The sequence below is a fragment of the Enterobacter mori LMG 25706 genome, assembly GCF_000211415.1.
Taxonomy (GTDB): domain Bacteria; phylum Pseudomonadota; class Gammaproteobacteria; order Enterobacterales; family Enterobacteriaceae; genus Enterobacter; species Enterobacter mori.
Genome location: NZ_GL890776.1, coordinates 157869 through 175115, shown reverse-complemented (window position 1 = coordinate 175115; position 17247 = coordinate 157869). Strand labels below are relative to the sequence as shown.

At 53.9% G+C, this 17247-nt stretch carries 20 protein-coding genes; 10 read left to right on the top strand and 10 right to left on the bottom strand.

Annotation, left to right across the window (positions count from 1 at the left end; genetic code table 11):
* From pdxY to anmK, 5 genes are all read right to left on the bottom strand, one after another.
* The coding region (gene pdxY, locus ENTMO_RS26550) for a pyridoxal kinase (protein WP_010430356.1) at window positions 1–393 on the bottom strand (393 nt) is incomplete at its 3' end.
* A 65-nt stretch (window positions 394–458) separates the two neighbouring features.
* Window positions 459–1733: a tyrosine--tRNA ligase gene (gene tyrS / locus ENTMO_RS0110710; protein ID WP_010430352.1), complete on the bottom strand. Its 1275-nt coding sequence runs from the start codon at window positions 1731–1733 to the stop codon at window positions 459–461.
* A 125-nt stretch (window positions 1734–1858) separates the two neighbouring features.
* Window positions 1859–2515, bottom strand: coding sequence for a pyridoxamine 5'-phosphate oxidase (gene pdxH, locus ENTMO_RS0110705; RefSeq protein ID WP_003857601.1), 657 nt, complete (start codon window positions 2513–2515; stop codon window positions 1859–1861).
* A gap of 57 nt (window positions 2516–2572) precedes the next feature.
* Window positions 2573–2896 carry a C-type lysozyme inhibitor gene (gene mliC / locus ENTMO_RS0110700; RefSeq protein ID WP_010430347.1) on the bottom strand — a complete coding sequence of 108 codons (324 nt, stop codon included), beginning with the start codon at window positions 2894–2896 and terminating at the stop codon, window positions 2573–2575.
* 93 nt (window positions 2897–2989) lie between these two features.
* Window positions 2990–4114, bottom strand: a complete 1125-nt coding sequence (gene anmK, locus ENTMO_RS0110695; protein ID WP_010430345.1) for an anhydro-N-acetylmuramic acid kinase — start codon at window positions 4112–4114, stop codon at window positions 2990–2992.
* Between the two features lie 254 nt (window positions 4115–4368).
* Between anmK and slyB the strand changes: the two genes are divergently transcribed.
* Window positions 4369–4836 (top strand): outer membrane lipoprotein SlyB, encoded by a 468-nt coding sequence (gene slyB / locus ENTMO_RS0110690; protein WP_010430343.1) that lies wholly within the window; start codon window positions 4369–4371, stop codon window positions 4834–4836.
* Between the two features lie 198 nt (window positions 4837–5034).
* Window positions 5035–6396, top strand: coding sequence for a sensor domain-containing diguanylate cyclase (locus ENTMO_RS0110685; protein ID WP_010430342.1), 1362 nt, complete (start codon window positions 5035–5037; stop codon window positions 6394–6396).
* A 41-nt stretch (window positions 6397–6437) separates the two neighbouring features.
* Here ENTMO_RS0110685 and slyA read toward each other — a convergent pair whose 3' ends face one another.
* Window positions 6438–6878, bottom strand: coding sequence for a transcriptional regulator SlyA (gene slyA / locus ENTMO_RS0110680; protein WP_029485052.1), 441 nt, complete (start codon window positions 6876–6878; stop codon window positions 6438–6440).
* A gap of 186 nt (window positions 6879–7064) precedes the next feature.
* On the opposite strand from slyA, the gene ENTMO_RS0110675 reads away from it, so the two are divergent.
* From ENTMO_RS0110675 to ENTMO_RS0110665, 3 genes are read left to right on the top strand one after another with little or no spacing between them, the layout of a single operon-like run.
* A complete protein-coding gene (locus tag ENTMO_RS0110675; protein ID WP_010430338.1) occupies window positions 7065–7301 on the top strand; it encodes a DUF1656 domain-containing protein in 237 nt (78 codons plus the stop codon).
* A gap of 2 nt (window positions 7302–7303) precedes the next feature.
* Window positions 7304–8167: an efflux RND transporter periplasmic adaptor subunit gene (locus ENTMO_RS0110670; protein WP_010430336.1), complete on the top strand. Its 864-nt coding sequence runs from the start codon at window positions 7304–7306 to the stop codon at window positions 8165–8167.
* Entirely contained in the window at window positions 8164–10197 is a 2034-nt protein-coding gene (locus ENTMO_RS0110665) for an FUSC family protein (protein WP_010430334.1), read from the top strand. Before ENTMO_RS0110670 ends, ENTMO_RS0110665 begins: the two co-directional genes overlap by 4 nt.
* Here the strand turns inward: ENTMO_RS0110665 and sodC are convergent.
* The 3 genes from sodC to ENTMO_RS0110650 form a co-directional block, all read right to left on the bottom strand.
* A complete protein-coding gene (gene sodC / locus ENTMO_RS0110660) occupies window positions 10176–10694 on the bottom strand; it encodes a superoxide dismutase [Cu-Zn] SodC (protein ID WP_010430333.1) in 519 nt (172 codons plus the stop codon). The genes ENTMO_RS0110665 and sodC overlap by 22 nt on opposite strands.
* An 80-nt stretch (window positions 10695–10774) precedes the next feature.
* The gene (locus tag ENTMO_RS0110655; protein WP_010430330.1) at window positions 10775–11671 is read right to left on the bottom strand and encodes an aldo/keto reductase; all 897 of its coding nucleotides are present in this window, start codon (window positions 11669–11671) and stop codon (window positions 10775–10777) included.
* 48 nt (window positions 11672–11719) lie between these two features.
* Complete coding sequence (locus tag ENTMO_RS0110650; RefSeq protein WP_010430327.1) at window positions 11720–11959, bottom strand: DUF1289 domain-containing protein; 240 nt, start codon at window positions 11957–11959, stop codon at window positions 11720–11722.
* A 148-nt stretch (window positions 11960–12107) separates the two neighbouring features.
* On the opposite strand from ENTMO_RS0110650, the gene eptA reads away from it, so the two are divergent.
* The 5 genes from eptA to rnt all read left to right on the top strand — a co-directional run bounded on the left by eptA (window position 12108) and on the right by rnt (window position 16788).
* The gene (gene eptA / locus ENTMO_RS0110645) at window positions 12108–13733 is read left to right on the top strand and encodes a phosphoethanolamine transferase EptA (RefSeq protein WP_029485051.1); all 1626 of its coding nucleotides are present in this window, start codon (window positions 12108–12110) and stop codon (window positions 13731–13733) included.
* Window positions 13734–13774: 41 nt separating this feature from the next.
* Window positions 13775–14374, top strand: coding sequence for a TetR/AcrR family transcriptional regulator (locus ENTMO_RS0110640; protein ID WP_010430321.1), 600 nt, complete (start codon window positions 13775–13777; stop codon window positions 14372–14374).
* 53 nt (window positions 14375–14427) lie between these two features.
* Complete coding sequence (gene nemA / locus ENTMO_RS0110635; RefSeq protein ID WP_010430318.1) at window positions 14428–15525, top strand: alkene reductase; 1098 nt, start codon at window positions 14428–14430, stop codon at window positions 15523–15525.
* A 99-nt stretch (window positions 15526–15624) separates the two neighbouring features.
* Complete coding sequence (gene gloA, locus ENTMO_RS0110630; protein WP_010430317.1) at window positions 15625–16032, top strand: lactoylglutathione lyase; 408 nt, start codon at window positions 15625–15627, stop codon at window positions 16030–16032.
* 96 nt (window positions 16033–16128) lie between these two features.
* Window positions 16129–16788 carry a ribonuclease T gene (gene rnt, locus ENTMO_RS0110625; RefSeq protein ID WP_010430314.1) on the top strand — a complete coding sequence of 220 codons (660 nt, stop codon included), beginning with the start codon at window positions 16129–16131 and terminating at the stop codon, window positions 16786–16788.
* A gap of 77 nt (window positions 16789–16865) precedes the next feature.
* On the opposite strand, the gene grxD is transcribed toward rnt, so the two are convergent.
* On the bottom strand, window positions 16866–17213 hold the full coding sequence (gene grxD / locus ENTMO_RS0110620) for a monothiol glutaredoxin 4 (RefSeq protein ID WP_010430312.1): 348 nt from the start codon (window positions 17211–17213) through the stop codon (window positions 16866–16868).
* Between the last annotated feature and the right edge of the window lie 34 nt (window positions 17214–17247).

Genomic DNA, 17247 nt, shown 5'->3' with positions numbered 1-17247 from the left:
GTGAAACTCCGCCACGCCGGGTGCGACAATACAGCCCTTTTCAGGGTGGCCCATGACCGGATCGCAAAAATACTTTGCCGCAGGATTCGCCGCTTTCACCTGGCGAACGATCCCCAGGATATGTTCCCCCTGCTCTGCTGAACCGAGATAGCCGCTCAGCACCGCGTCACAGCGCTTAAGCTGGTCGATTTCGGCAATACCCTGCACAACCTCCGTCAAGTGCGATGGCGGCATCACGCAGCCGGTCCATTTGCCGTATTGCGTGTGGTTTGAAAACTGTACGGTATTGAGGGGCCAGACGTTGGCACCGAGGCGGCGCATCGGGAATTCCGCTGCGCTGTTGCCAGCATGCCCAAAAACAACGTGGGACTGGATGGCGAGGATGTTCTTCATTTTTTCTTACCAAACCCTGTAAAAACAAAAGGGGCGTGGTTTCCCACGCCCCTGTGTACTTTTAATTACTTCCAGCAGACCAGACAGTAATTTTTCTTACCGCGACGCAGCAGCGTGTAACGTCCGTACAGACGATCGCCGTCAACGAAGGTGTATTCCGGATCAGCCTGCTTCTCACCGTTAATGGTGATGGCGTTAGACGCGATGGTTTTACGCGCCTGACCGCGAGACGGCTGCAGCTCAGAATCCACCAGCGCCTGCATCAGGTCAGCCCCTTTCTCCATCTCAACCATTGGCACGCCGTCCTGCGCCAGCTGTTCGAAGTCCGCTTCGCTCAGATCGCTCAGGGTACCGTTGAACAGGCTTGCGGTAATGCGTTTTGCCGCGGCCAGACCGTCTTCACCGTGGACCAGTTTGGTCACTTCATCCGCCAGCACGTACTGAGCACGTGGCGCTTTACCGCTGTTCTTGTCTTCTTCTTCCAGCGCATTGATTTCTTCAATGTCCATAAAGGTGAAAAACTTCAGGAAGCGATAAACATCGGCATCCGCCGTGTTGATCCAGAACTGGTAGAATTTGTACGGGCTGGTTTTCTTCGGATCGAGCCATACCGCGCCGCCTTCGGTCTTACCGAATTTGGTGCCGTCGGCTTTGGTGATCAGCGGAACGGTCAGACCAAAGACCTGGTTCTGATGCAGGCGACGAGTCAGATCGATACCGGAGGTAATGTTACCCCACTGGTCAGAACCGCCAATCTGCAGGGAAACGCCGTGCAGTTTGTTCAGGCAGGCAAAGTCATAGCCCTGCAGCAGGTTGTAGGAGAACTCGGTGAAGGAGATGCCCTGGTCGTCACGGTTCAGACGCTGCTTCACGGCTTCTTTGTTAATCATCTGGTTAACGGAGAAGTGTTTGCCGATATCACGCAGGAAGGTCAGCACGTTCATGCCACCAAACCAGTCGTAGTTGTTAGCAGCAATTGCGGAGTTGTCGCCACAGTTGAAGTCGAGGAACGGTGCCACCTGTTTGCGGATTTTATCCACCCACTCCTGCACAGTGTCTTCTGTGTTCAGTTTACGCTCAGCGGCTTTGAAGCTTGGGTCACCAATCAGACCGGTCGCGCCGCCCACCAGGGCAACAGGCTTATGGCCCGCCATCTGGAAGCGTTTCAGGCATAACAATGGAACAAGATGCCCCAAATGCAAGCTGTCAGCGGTGGGATCGAAGCCGCAATAGAGCGCGATCGGGCCTTGCGCCAGTCGCTCTGCTAACGCTTCCTCGTCCGTCACCTGGGCCACGAGGCCCCGCTCTTGCAATTGTTTAATCAAGTTACTGCTTGCCATCAAATTCTCCATGTATAAACGACTGCACCTTTGCCGGTACACGACTTTTCGCCTGATGCGAAAGGACCATAGAATAAAGCGCAAGCGCGGTGTGCGCTAGCGCTTAAATCAACAAATTTCGGGGATTACGGTGCCAGTCTGTCGATTTTCCAGCCGCCGTTGTCGCGCTGGTATAAAAAGCGGTCGTGCAGGCGGTGTTCGCCCCCCTGCCAGAATTCCATCTGCTCAATGGGGATGCGGAAACCGCCCCAGAAGCTTGGCAGCGGCACTTCACCCTGCTGGAACTTCTGTTTGAGTTCGAGGAATTTGCTTTCCAGCACGCCGCGGGCAGAGATACGGCTGGACTGTTTTGAAACCCAGGCGCCAATCTGGCTGTCGCGCGGGCGGCTGTGGAAATACTTCACCACTTCCAGCGTCGAAAGACGTTCCGCTTTGCCTGTCACCATCACCTGACGCTCCAGCATGTGCCACGGAAACAGCAGGCTGATGCGAGGATTGTTTTCCAGGTGGTGCGCTTTGCGGCTGCCCAGGTTGGTATAGAACACCAGCCCTTTCTCGTCATAATGCTTGAGCAATACGATGCGCTGATACGGTTGACCGTTTTCATCAACCGTCGCGACAACCATGGCGGTGGGGTCGGCCAGTTTCGCTTCGCAGGCCTGTTTCAGCCAGCGTTCGAAAAGCACAAGGGGTTCAGCGGGAAGATCCTGGCGACGCAGGCCGCCTTTGGTGTATTCACGGCGCAGATGCGCAATTTGCTGCAGTTCGTCGTTATCTGACATGGCGTTAGCTGACATTGAGAGTGGGAGGCGCTATTGTGCGCCGCCCCTGTAAAAATCTCAACGCTTCGGATTTTCGAGCTGGCAATTGTTCAGCACAATGCGGTCACGTTTGTAGACCGTTGCGCTGTCACCTTTCGACCAGAACACGTAAATCCCGTCCGTATAACGCGCCCCGGAAGCCGACATCCCCTGTTTCAGGGTCAGCAGTTTGTTGTCGTAGACAAAACTGGCTTCCTGACGCGGATTATTCAGCTTAACGGTCAGCGGCTTTTCATCGCAGCGATACGCCAGCGTATCGGTCTGCATGCGCTCAAGGAGCTGGTTATAGACGCTGCATCCTGACAGCAATAAAGGCGCGGCAATAAGAAGAAGTTTTTTCATGGGCGTATTCCGAAGACTTTCCTGGTCCTGGAGGACATCGCTGCCCTCCTGTTTCGTTCCATTCTAACGACGACACGCCACGATGAATTTCAGTTAACTCTGATTATGACGCGGATTTGCCGGGAAAATCGCTCCGAGGACGCTCGCCTCCCGCGCGCCGGTGACAGAAGGTAAATTACCGGGCAAACCGGCAACGGTACGCCAGGCAAGCCAGGCGAAAGCCAGCGCTTCCATATCATCACCGCTGATCCCGGCTTCATCCGTTGTGGTGACTTCAGTACCCGGCAGTAGCGCCGCCAGACGCGCCATCACCAGCGGATTCCGGCTCCCTCCGCCACACACCAGCAGGCGTTCGCACCCTCCGCTGAGGAGAACCTGTTCGGATATCGACACTGCGGTCAATTCGGTGAGCGTGGCCTGAACATCCTGTGGTGCCAGCGCAGGGAACTGCGCCAGCTGGCGTTCAAGCCAGCCGTAGTTGAAATACTCGCGCCCCGTACTCTTCGGCGCAGGCAGCGCAAACCAGGGATCGCTTAGCATGGACTGCAGCAGCGGAAGAATGACTTTGCCTTCGCTGGCCCACTCCGCGTCTTCATCATAGGGCTTTCCGCACTGACGCCAGATCCAGGCATCCATTAACATATTGCCCGGCCCCGTATCGTACCCGCGCACGGGCTGACCGGGGATCAGCATCGACAGGTTTGCAATCCCGCCGATATTAAGCACCATACGGCGCTCAACCGGATGTGCCAGCAACGCGTGATGGAACGCTGGTACCAGCGGCGCACCCTGCCCGCCCAGCGCAATATCGCGGCGACGAAAATCCCCCACCACGGTGACACCTGTTTTTGCCACAATCTGATTATTATCACCGATTTGCAACGTGTGCGGCGCGTCGCCAGTGGGTTCATGCCAGACGGTCTGACCGTGACAACCAATGGCGACCACATCCTGCGGGTGCAGATTCTCTTTGCGCATCAGGGCTAAAACAGCCTCTGCAAACAGCGCCCCCAGCCGCACATCGAGCTGTCCCAGCTGCGAAAGCGTCAGTTGTTGACCCTGGCAAATGCTCAAAATGTCTTCTTTGAGCGAAACGGGGATAGGCCAGGTCAGACTCGCCTGCTGCGCCACCATGTTTTCATCAATGGCGGCCAGAACGACATCGACACCGTCAAGACTGGTTCCAGACATCACACCGATATAGCGACCCGATTTCATGCGCTTTCCTTACGTTGAGTGGGCTAAGGATATCCACTCCACCATAAACAGCGGTGCTTTGCTATGCGGAGATAATATTTTTTAACAATGTCAGACAGGCGGCACGCGGGAAGTCCGTTTATCTTCCGTTAAGCCAAATTCAAGTACAATTTTCTGATAGTTAGTGCAAAGATATGAAGTATGGCCCGTAATGCCATATAATTTAGCCATAATGGATGCCCGAACCGGGCGTTTTGGGGGAACAGGAGATTCAAATGATTTTACGTGTACTGGGCGTTTCGCTGATTGGTTTAACACTCGCTGGTTGTGTGAATGACAGTTCACTTTCTGGCGACGTCTATAGCGCTTCTGAAGCTAAACAAGTTCAGAACGTGACTTACGGTACCATTGTTAATGCGCGTCCTGTTCAAATTCAGGGCGGCGATGAAAACAATGTAATGGGTGCTATCGGCGGTGCGGTTCTGGGCGGCTTCCTCGGTAACACCGTAGGCGGTGGTACGGGCCGTTCGCTGGCGACAGCAGCAGGTGCCGTTGCCGGTGGTGTCGCAGGCCAGGGCGTTCAGGGTGCAATGAACAAAACCCAGGGCGTGGAGCTGGAAATCCGCAAAGATGACGGTAGCACCATTATGGTCGTTCAGAAACAAGGCAACACCCGTTTCTCCGCTGGCCAGCGTGTTGTTCTGGCGAGCAATGGTCGTCAGGTGACGGTTTCCCCGCGTTAATCTGATAACGGATGTGGCTCTCGGGCCACATCCATTTACAAAATACATCATTTGAATGAATATATTTACAATATATATTTATTGCATTTATTATTAATGTTATCTGATATTGTTTCTGCGCAAAGTATTTATTGAATTAATAGATTAGACTCATCGCACTTACCTCTTTTAATTCATTATAACTTTGTTAAAAATTATATGCTTGCGATGAGTCGTTTTGTAAAAGGTCGTTATATCTCGTTCTGTCTCGGTTGCATTGTTGTCATCGGGATATTACAAACGTTATTTATCAAACTGGTGGAATGGATACCCTCCTTTTCACCGTTTCTGTTCCCGACGCTCACCATTTTCCTGCTGGTATTTCACCTCTTTATTGCCTGTTTTATGGCAATGAAATACTGGTGTGACAGGAAACGGTTGTATCTGGTAGCGATCGCCTTCGCCTTTGCCGGTTCGGCATTGTTGATGATTGGCACGCTGTCGAGTTTCCCGGCCTGGCTGGATCTCTATCAATTCAATGTCGTCAACTATAACGATGCGATGATTTACTACATGTTCCGCCATCTGTTAATGGCGATACTGATCATCGTCTCGGCATTACTCTACACCACGCGGAGTCGGCCACTGTCACGGCTGGCGCATGTGTCAATTATTAGCGGGTTATTTGTCTTTACCTTTTGTGCCGTGTTTCTGGCCTGGCTCTATTCAAGTCATTCAGATTTGTTATCAATTGACCTGGTGGATAATGAAACCCGCCAGTTTATGGTTCTCTGGAGCCAGTGCATCAATATTTCATTAATTGTGCTGTGGATAGTGACATTAGCAACGCTGATGTTTATTACGCGCGTACGCAACCTATTCTGGGTCGGGGGGAATTTCCTCTGCGTCTGTTATGTGGTCACGCTGTCAATGCTGTTAGTGGGTGGGCATGCCGAAGATATCTCCTGGTATCGCGCCCGTTTATTTGAGACTGTCGCGACGCTGCTTATTATTTTTGTCCTGCTTTACGACGTTTTCAATGTGTATCGTGAATCACATTTAAAATATCAGCAGTCTTATCAGAACGCGATTCGCGATCCGCTGACGCGTCTTTATAACCGCAGTTATTTTTATGATTCATTAAATCAGGCGCTGGCTATCGCCAAAGCCAACCGTCCGGTTTCGGTGATTGTCAGCGATCTCGATCGCTTCAAACGTATTAACGACAACTACGGGCACTTGCAGGGCGACAAGGTGCTGCAGTTTGTCTCTAACCTGCTGATGGATTCCGTGCGACCGCAAGATATCGCGGCACGTATCGGCGGCGAGGAGTTTGTCCTGATGCTGGAAAATACCTCTTCAGAAGAGGCACGCCAGGTCGCTGAACGCATCCGTATAAAGTTAAGCAATTTTGATAAAGCCAGCAGTGAGGGGCAGCTGCCCGAGCCGATTACGATCAGTATGGGCGTCTTCACGGCAACATCGCCGGACATAACCGCCGAGAAGTGCGTGGAAAGTGCGGATAAGGCGATGTACGAGGCCAAAGAGACTGGCCGAAACCGCGTGGTGATTTTCCAGTAAAAAGAGAAAGGCCTTGCTCATGCAAGGCCTTTTTTTACTTCTCAGTCGCGTGACTGCAACTCATGAATGTTTTGCTCAAGGCGTCCAATGAGGCTGATGAGCATTTCCAGTTCTTCAGGTGATACCCCGGACAGGATTTCACCTCGCGTTTTACTGATAACGGCTTCCATCTCAGTAATGATAGGCGCCGCTTTTTCCGTCAGTTTAATCCGCTTCGCGCGACGATCGCTGGCACAGGTTTGCCGGGAGATGAGTCCTTTCTCTTCCAGCTGATCGAGCGTGCGCACCAGTGACGGTTGCTCAATACCGATCGCTTTTGCCAGTTGAATTTGGGACTGCTCGGGCGGTAGCTGATGAATGTTATGCAGCGTGACCCAATGCGTCTGTGTCAATTCCAGAGGTTTCAGGCGATGGTCAATCAGAGCACGCCAGACGCGTACCAACCTTGCCAGATCAGAACCTAATGGCGATTCCAATTTCATCTCCTTATAATTAGCTTGCTAAGTTATTATACTGATTTTAGAATAGTGTGCAGTATTTATATTGCCAAAACAAATGCATTACTGCATTCAACATTAATAAAAGTATGATTTACACTGAATACAGATGTTACTTCATTGTAAGACAGGCCATCGTGGCACTCAGTTCACTGCAAAGGACCACTGCTCGTGACGTTCTCGTTAAACTCCACGGGGTTACCCCTCCAGGACCTGATCTTTGGTGCATCAGTCTATTTTCCTCCCCTGTTTAAAGCCGTACTGGTGGGCTTTGCTATCTGGCTTGTCGCACACCGGCTCCTGCGAGACTGGATGTATTCCGGCGAGATCTGGCACCCAATGCTGATGGATCTCTCCCTGTTTGCCCTCTCCGTATGCCTGGGCCTTGCTGTGTTGACCGTGTGGTGAATATGTCTCTGAAAACGCTGAAATACTTTTCCACTCTTCTTGTTCTGGCGCTGGCGCTGGTTGCCGGTTGGTGGATGTGGAACTACTACATGCAGTCCCCCTGGACACGCGACGGTAAAATTCGCGCAGAGCAGGTCAGCATCACACCGCAGGTGTCAGGAAGCATCACGACGCTTCTTGTTAAGGATAACCAGTTCGTCAAAAAGGGAGACGTTTTATTCCGTATTGATGATACGCCCTTTCATATCGCCATCCTCAACGCCCAGGCACAGCTAGCGAAAGCGCAGTCCGATCTCGCGAAAGCCAATAACGAAGCGACCCGCCGTCGGCATTTGTCGCAAAACTATATCTCTGCCGAAGATTTAGACACTGCCAACATAAACGTTAAGGCTATGCAAGCCAGCGTTAACGTGGCGGAAGCAACGCTCAAGCAGGCGCAGTGGGCGTTAACGCAAACGGTGGTGGAAGCACCGGTCGATGGCTGGGTGACTAACCTCTCTGCCCGCGTGGGGAACTATGCCACTACCGGTCAACCTGTTTTTGCCTTAGTCGACAGCCACTCTTTTTATGTCGTGGGCTATTTTGAAGAGACCAAGCTTCGGCATATTCAGGAAGGTGCGCCTGCGACCATCACCCTCTACAGCGGTTCGAACAGGTTACAGGGTCACGTTTCCAGCATTGGACGCGCCATTTACGATCAAAGCGTTGAGACGGATTCCGGCTTGGTACCCGATATTAAACCTAACGTTCCGTGGGTTCGTCTGGCACAGCGCGTTCCGGTTCGCGTAGAGTTTGATAACCTGCCCCAGAATCTCACGCTGGTTTCAGGCACGACCTGTACTGTTTCTATCGGAACGCGCAGATGAACCTGCGGGTGCTCTCCTGGCAAAACCTTCCGTGGGTAAAAGCATCGCGTCCTCAGTGGCGTTACGCGCTGCGAAACGGCATTGCCATGTGCCTTGCGCTGACCGTCGCCTATTACCTGAATCTGGATGAACCCTATTGGGCGATGACCTCTGCGGCGGTGGTAAGCTTCCCGACCGTCGGTGGGGTCATCAGCAAAAGTCTGGGGCGCGTGGCCGGAAGCCTGCTGGGAGCCACCGCGGCGTTAATCATTGCGGGGCATACGCTAAACGATCCGTGGCTCTTTTTACTGAGCATGGCGGCCTGGCTGGGGTTTTGTACCTGGGCCTGCGCCCATTTTACCAATAACGTTGCCTACGCATTCCAGCGGGCGGGTTATACCGCCGCCATTATTGCCTTTCCCGTAGTGAATGTACTCGACACCACCGAGCTATGGGACATTGCCCAGGCGCGCGTCTGTGAAGTGATTGTCGGCATTCTTAGCGGTGGGTTTATGATGATGATCCTGCCCAGTACCTCCGACGGTACAGCGCTTATCACCGCCCTGAAGACCATGCATGCCCGCCTACTGGAGCATGCAAGCCTTCTCTGGCAGCCAGATACCAACGATGAAAGCCGTCTGGCCCACGAAAAGGTCATCGGGCAGATCCTGACCATGAATCTTCTGCGCATTCAGGCCTTCTGGAGCCACTATCGCTTTCGTCGGCAGAACAAACTCCTCAACTATTTGCTGCATCAGCAGTTGCGGATGACCAGCGCTATCTCCAGCCTGCGTCGAATGCTGCTCAACTGGCCCGCGCCGCCTGCCAACACGCGCGCCGTCATTGATACCTTGCTCGCTGCCCTCGCCCGCCCGGATACGGACATCTACACCGTGGCAAGGATCATCGCCCCGCTCGCTCCCGTCGATGAATACGATTACCGTCACCGCGCGTTCTGGCAGCGCCTGAACTATTTTTGTCGGCTGTATCTGCGAAGCAGTCGCTGGATCAACGCGGTCGAAAATGCCACTCCAATAACGGAATTCACCGTCCCCAGCAGCCCGGCGCTGGCGCGCCACACCGGCTATATGGAAGCGCTGTGGAGCGGTTTTCGCACCTTTTGCGCCCTTACCCTCGTTGGCGCGTGGAGCATCACCACGCAGTGGGAATCCGGCTCTGCGGCCTTGACGCTTGCCGCCATCAGCTGCGTGCTCTATTCCGTTGCCGCGTCACCGTTTAACTCGCTTACGCTGCTGTTACGCACGTTGCTGTTGCTGTCGCTGTTCAGTTTTGTGGTGAAGTTTGGATTGATGGTTCAGATAAGCGACCTGTGGCAGTTCCTGCTGTTCCTGTTCCCGCTGTTAACCACCATGCAGCTGCTGAAGCTGCAAATGCCCAGGCTGGCCGGTCTTTGGGGGCAACTGATTGTCTTTATGGGGTCGTTTATCTCAGTGACGAATCCACCGGTGTATGATTACGCCGACTTTCTCAATGACAATCTGGCGAAGATCCTCGGCGTGGGTCTGGCGTGGCTGGCGTTCGCCGTACTGCGGCCAGGTTCTGATGCGCGTAAAAGCCGTAGACATATCCGTGAACTAAGACGGGGTTTTGTCGACCAGCTTAGCCGTAAACCGCATCTGCGTGAAAGCGGGTATGAATCGCTGGTTTATCACCATGTCAGCCAGCTCAATAATAGCCAGGACTCTCTTTCTCGCCGCTGGCTGTTACGCTGGGGCGTGGTACTGCTGAACTGTTCACACGTCGTCTGGCAGCTTCGTGCGTGGGAAACGCGTTCCGACCCGCTGTCGCAGGTGCGCGATGTCTGCCTCTCCCTGCTACGCGATGTAATGAGCGAGCGCGGCGTCCAGCAGCGGCCGCTGGAAACCACGCTGGCTGAACTGCAACGGATCTGCGATACCCTTGCGCGGCATCATCTGCCCGCGGCTCGTGATTTGGCCTCGATAATCTGGCGCCTGCACTGCTCGCTGTCGCAGCTGGAACAGGCACCTCCACCGGGAACGATTGGGGATCAGATCACACCACAGGCATAGCGTGCTCCGCCACCCCCGAGGGGTTTAGGCTGATCGGACATGTTATCGCCACCGACATGGATCATCAGCGCTTTCCCTTTCACCTCATCCAGCTTTTTCAGACGAGGCGCCACCACCGGATCCGTCGCTTTACCGTCATTGTTCACCACCAGCACAGGCAAATCGCCTAAATGCCCCATTCCCTCCGGGCCTTCATGCTTGCCGGAATGCTGCGGATCGAGGTGACCCCCTGCTGCTTCCGCCGCCGACGGTTTGCCTTCTTTTAAAGCGGGCTGACAGCTGCCTTTAGCATGGACATGGAAACCATGTTCACCGGGAGGAAGTGCTTTGAGGTTGGGGGCGAACTCCAGCCCTTTATCGGTCTCCGTGATCTTCACCGTACCGATGGACTGACCTACCCCCTGTGAGGTGACGAGATTCATTTCTACTTCGTCGCTGGCTGCCTGCGCCCCTGCGCAAACAACCAGCGTGACCAATGCCAGAGCAAAACGCTTCATATGACCTCCGCTGGTTATTTTTTGCCCCTTAAGTGTATACCAGAGGCAAAGATTTCACCGGAAAGTCACCTTATGGCGGTTTATGGCACGTCGTAACCCAGCGCGGCCTTGCGGATGCGGAACCACTGCTGACGGCTCATCTGCAGCTCTTCGGCCGCCAACGCGGACCGCACACGCTCAATTTTACCCGAACCGATAATCGGCAGTGGTTTAGACGGCAGACGCAGGATCCACGCATAGACCACCTGCTCAATGCTTTCGGCATTCAGTTCGCGGGCAACGGTTTCCAGTTCGTCACGCAGGGGCTGGAATTCATCGTCATTGAACAAACGACCGCCGCCCAGGCACGACCACGCCATAGGACGGATGCGCAGCTGCTGCAGCTGATCGAGCGTACCATCCAGCAACAGCGGCTGGTGTACTGGAGAAATCTCGACCTGATTAGTGGCCAGGGTAAACGGCAGACGCGATTGCAGGAGCGCAAACTGCGCCGGGGTGAAGTTAGACACGCCAAAGTGTCGGACTTTGCCATTCTGGTGCAGATTCAAAAACGCTTCCGCCACCTCATCGGCATCCATCAACGGGTCCGGACGATGGATCAGCAGCAGATCGATATGATCGGTTGCCAGATTCACCAGAGATTGCTCGGCACTCTTAATAATGTGTGCGCTGTCGGTAATATAGTGGCCGAGCGCGTTTTCAGGTTTCGCGGTGGTGGCGATCCCGCACTTGGTGACGATCTCCATCCGCTGACGCAGGGCAGGCACCAGCTTTAGCGCCTCACCGAAGGCGGATTCACACTGATAGCCGCCATAGATGTCGGCATGATCGACGGTGGTGATGCCTAAGTCGAGATGCTCTTCAATGAAGCTTGCCAGCTGAAGCGGGGACATATTCCAGTCCATCAAACGCCAGTAGCCCATGACAAAACGGGAGAATTCCGGGCCCTGCGGGGCAAGGGTAATACGCTGAACCATAACATTTTCCTCAAGAACGTGATGTCATGAGTATACGCAATTACCGTGTTAAAACAGTGAAGGTTGCTGGGGTTCTTCGGTTTCCCCCGCTTTGTTTGCGCGAATTTTGCGCAGCAGACGCTGTCGGCAGAGGCGAAGCACGTCCTGCTTTTGTGTATCGCTAAAGTTTTGCCAGTTAAACCGCTCGTCACGGGTACGCATACACCCACGGCAATAGCCGCGTTCATCAACCTGACAAATCCCCCGGCACGGGCTCTGGATGGGGAAAAATTCCAGTTGCTCTGCCACACTCACCTCCACAAACCGACCATCACTTACAGTGAAGACGTTATGCGCCTACTGTGCAAGAGATTTACCACCGTTTTGTGGCATTAAGGTTTCACTAATCTTCCCTCTCTATACTCGCCGCATCACTATAAAGAATGGTTTGCTTATGATGTGGTTTGCAAAAAAGTTACACTGTAACGATATAAAATTCACTCTGGGTTGTGCGCTTTTCTTCACTGCGCTAAATGCACTTTTTATTCAGCGCAGCTGGGCCATTATCGCCCCTGCACATCTGCACGATATCCTCTTCGCCGCTTCCGTACCGCTGGTGCTGTTTTGCGGCTGGGTGGTTGTCTTTAGCCTGCTTAATATTCCCTTTATTCGTAAGCCGCTGCTGATTGTCCTGACCATGGGATGTGCTGCCGCGACCTACTTTATGTACACCTACGGCGCGGTTATCGATCAGAACATGATTGTGAACGTGTTTGAAACCAATTCCCAGGAAGCCACGGCACTGCTCACGCCGCAGATGATCCTGTGGATTGCCGTTGCCGGTATTGTCCCTTCCGTCATACTCGCCCTGACGCGGATCCGTACCGGGAAATGGTGGTATGCCCTCCTGATGCGCTTTGCAGCAATGCTGGGGGCACTTCTGGTCATTATTCTGGTGGCAGCCGTCTTTTATAAAGATTACGCCTCGCTGTTTCGGAATAATAAAAGCATTGTCAAAATGGTCACGCCGGCGAACTACGTCAGCGCCGTCGTGAAATACAGCAAAATGCGCTGGTTTGCGGGCGACCAAACGCTGGTACGCATCGGTGAAGATGCCCATAAAGGCCCACTGATTGCCGGGCAGCAGAAAAAAACCGTGTTGGTTCTGGTCGTCGGTGAAGCCTCACGCGCGGCAAACTACTCTCTCAACGGTTACGGGCGCGAAACTAACCCGGAACTGAAAAAGCAAGACGTCATTAACTTCCCGCAGGCCTCATCCTGTGGTACCGAAACCGCCGTTTCTGTCCCTTGTATGTTTTCCGGCATGACCCGGAAAAAATACGATGCCGACCTCGCGCGTCACCAGGAAGGTCTGCTCGACGTGCTTAACCATGCAGGTGTCAATCTGCTGTGGCGCGATAACGACGGCGGCTGTAAAGGTGCCTGCGACCGTGTGCCGCATACAGATATGACGCAGTGGAAGCTGGATCAATTCTGCAAAGACAAAAGCTGCATTGATGATGTGAATCTCTATCGTCTGGATAATGTTCTGGACGGCCTGCAGCAAGACACGGTATTGGTTATCCATCTGATGGGTAGTCACGGTCCGGCGTATAGCAAACGCTATCCGGACAGTTTCCGAAAATTTACGCCAACCTGTGATACCAACGAAATTCAGGACTGCGATCATCAGGCGCTGATGAATACCTATGACAACACCATCCTCTATACCGACAGTGTGGTCAGTAAAACGATTGACGCCTTAAAAGCCCGTCAGGCCAACATGAACACGGCGCTGATATATCTTTCCGATCACGGTGAATCACTGGGTGAAAGCGGGATTTATCTGCACGGTACGCCGTACATGCTGGCGCCAGAGCAGCAAACGCATATTCCCTTTATGTTCTGGCTCTCCCCTGACTACGCGAAAAATTATGGCGTCAACGAGCAGTGTTTGCGTGACCATGCAGCAAAAGATGCGGTATCGCAGGACAATTTGTTCGCCACCGTACTGGGTATGATGGACGTGAAATCAACGGTTTATCAGCAACAGATGGATATTTTGTCGCCATGTCGTCACTGAGCGGGCTTGCATTAGACCGAACGGTCTATTAGAGTGCACCCATGAGCAGACACACTGAACACGATACACGCGAACATTTACTGGCAACCGGCGAGCGTCTTTGCATGCACCGCGGGTTTACCGGTATGGGGTTGAGTGAGTTACTGAAAACCGCTGAGGTGCCGAAGGGGTCGTTTTATCACTACTTCCGCTCCAAAGAAGCCTTCGGCGTGGCCATGCTGGAGCGGCACTACGCCAGCTATCATCAGCGCCTTGCCACCCACTTCGCCAGCGGTGCAGGTAACTACCGGGATCGTGTTCTGAACTACTATCAGGAAACGCTGACGCAGTTCTGTCAGCAGGGCATCATCAGCGGTTGCCTGACGGTAAAACTCTCTGCGGAAGTGTGCGATCTCTCTGAAGATATGCGCGCGGCGATGGATAAAGGTGCCAGCGGGGTTATCGCCCTGCTCGCGCAGGCGCTGACGAAGGGCCGTGATGAAAACACGCTCTCGTTCCCCGGTGACCCGCTAACACAGGCTCAGGTTTTATACTCCCTCTGGTTAGGAGCCAACCTGCAGGCCAAGATTTCTCGCAGTGCCGTGCCGCTCGAAAGCGCGCTGGCACATGTAAAAAGCAGTATTACTGCGCCTGGCGCTTAGCAGGCGTTTTTATTTACATTATTACTAGTCGACTGGTCTACTCAGGAGTCGTTATGTCCGCTGAAAAGTTATTTACCCCACTGAAAGTGGGTGCCGTTACCGCGCCAAACCGTGTGTTTATGGCCCCGCTGACCCGTCTTCGCAGCATCGAGCCGGGTGATATCCCAACGCCTCTGATGGGTGAATATTACCGTCAGCGCGCAAGCTCAGGCCTTATCATCTCAGAAGCCACGCAGATTTCAGCCCAGGCGAAAGGCTATGCCGGTGCGCCCGGTCTGCACAGCCCGGAACAGATTGCCGCGTGGAAGAAAATTACCGCAGGCGTACACGCAGAAGATGGCCGCATTGCGGTTCAGCTGTGGCACACCGGCCGTATCTCGCACAGCAGCATCCAGCCTGGCGGTCAGGCTCCGGTGTCCGCTTCTGCCCTGAGCGCAAATACCCGAACGTCCCTGCGCGATGAAAACGGCAATGCGATTCGCGTCGATACCTCCATGCCGCGCGCGCTGGAGCTGAACGAGATCCCTGGCATCGTGAACGATTTCCGTCAGGCCGTGGCGAACGCCCGTGAAGCCGGTTTCGACCTGGTTGAGCTGCACTCTGCACACGGTTACCTGCTGCACCAGTTCCTGTCACCGTCTTCTAACCACCGCACGGACCAGTACGGCGGCAGCGTCGAAAACCGCGCGCGCCTGGTCCTGGAAGTGGTGGATGCGGTTTGTAAAGAGTGGAGCGCAGACCGTATTGGTATTCGCGTCTCCCCAATAGGTTCTTTCCAGAACGTCGACAACGGTCCGAACGAAGAAGCGGACGCGCTGTATCTGATTGAAGAGCTGGCGAAACGCGGTATTGCTTATCTGCACATGTCCGAGCCGGACTGGGCAGGCGGCCAGCCTTATACAGAAGCATTCCGCCAGAAAGTGCGCGAGCGCTTCCACGGTGTGATCATCGGTGCGGGTGCGTATACCCCAGAAAAAGCGGAAGATCTGATCGGCAAAGGCCTTATTGACGCAGTCGCGTTTGGCCGTGACTTTATTGCGAACCCGGATCTGGTTGCCCGTCTGCAGAAGAAAGCGGAGCTGAACCCACAGCGCCCTGAAAGCTTCTACGGCGGCGGCGCGGAAGGCTATACCGACTACCCTTCGCTGTAATCCCCCATTGTGCATTGATAGCGGCGACATTTCGCCGCTATACTAAAACATCGTTTCTGTTCAAAAAGTTACTCCATTCTATTGGTTAATGAGGAAATTATGCGCCTACTTCACACCATGCTGCGCGTTGGCGACCTGCAACGTTCCATCAATTTCTACACTAACGTTCTGGGCATGACGCTGCTGCGCACCAGCGAAAACCCTGAATACAAATACTCGCTGGCATTCGTGGGTTACGGCCCGGAAACCGATGAAGCCGTCATTGAGCTGACCTATAACTGGGGCGTGGACAGCTATGAGCTGGGCACCGCATACGGTCATATCGCGCTGGAAGTGGACAACGCAGCGGAAGCCTGCGAGCGTATCCGCAGCAACGGCGGCAACGTTACGCGTGAAGCGGGCCCGGTAAAAGGCGGCACCACCGTGATTGCGTTTGTTGAAGATCCCGACGGTTATAAAATCGAACTGATCGAAGCCAAAGACGCTGGCCGCGGTCTGGGCAACTGATCCCGCAGGGCGCACTTTGCGCCCGTAGTTTTACTGCATCCCCTCTCAAAATTTGCCATAATGCGCACTGCTTTTTTCCCCTTGTAAGAGACCCTGATGTCCGATAACGCTCAATTTACCGGTCTGTGCGACCGTTTTCGTGGTTTTTATCCCGTTGTCATTGATGTAGAAACAGCCGGATTTAACGCTAAAACCGATGCGCTGCTTGAAATTGCCGCCATCACGCTGAAGATGGATGAACAGGGCTGGCTTACACCGGACACCACGCTGCATTTCCATGTTGAACCTTTCGAAGGGGCAAACCTGCAGCCAGAGGCGCTGGCCTTTAACGGTATTGATCCGAAAAACCCGTTACGTGGCGCGGTCAGCGAATATGACGCGCTGCACGCCATTTTTAAAATGGTGCGCAAAGGCATGAAAGAGAATGACTGTAGCCGCGCCATTATGGTGGCCCACAACGCGACGTTCGACCACAGCTTTACGATGGCCGCCGCAGAGCGCGCCTCGCTGAAACGCAACCCGTTCCATCCGTTTGTGACCTTTGACACCGCAGCGCTAAGCGGTCTGGCGCTGGGGCAAACGGTCTTGTCTAAAGCCTGCATCACGGCAGGGATTGAGTTTGACGGCACCCAGGCGCACTCGGCCCTCTACGATACAGAGCGTACGGCAGAACTATTCTGTGAAATTGTGAACCGCTGGAAACGTCTGGGCGGCTGGCCTCTGCCGATGGATGATGAGGCCGATCGCCAATTGTAGGCCGGGAAAGCGCAGCGCCGCCCGGCAAAAAAAAAGCGACCACACTAAGCGGGTCGCTTTTTTATTAACGCAGAAACTTACTCTGCGTCTGGTTCTTCCGTTTTGTACTTCGCCGCCGTCTCTTTGATCAGCTGCTGCAGTTCGCCACGCTGATACATTTCAATCAGGATGTCGCAACCGCCCACCAGCTCACCGTCAACCCACAGCTGTGGGAAAGTCGGCCAGTTTGCGTATTTTGGCAGCTCAGCGCGGATGTCCGGGTTCTGCAGGATATCAACGTAAGCAAAACGCTCACCACAGGCAGATAACGCCTGAACCGCTTGCGCGGAGAAACCGCAGCTTGGCAGCTTCGGAGAACCTTTCATGTACAGGAGAATCGGGTTTTCAGCGATTTGTTGCTGAATTTTTTCAATAGTGGTGCTCATGTCTTGCTTCCTTTAACTTCTGTTACGGCATTAG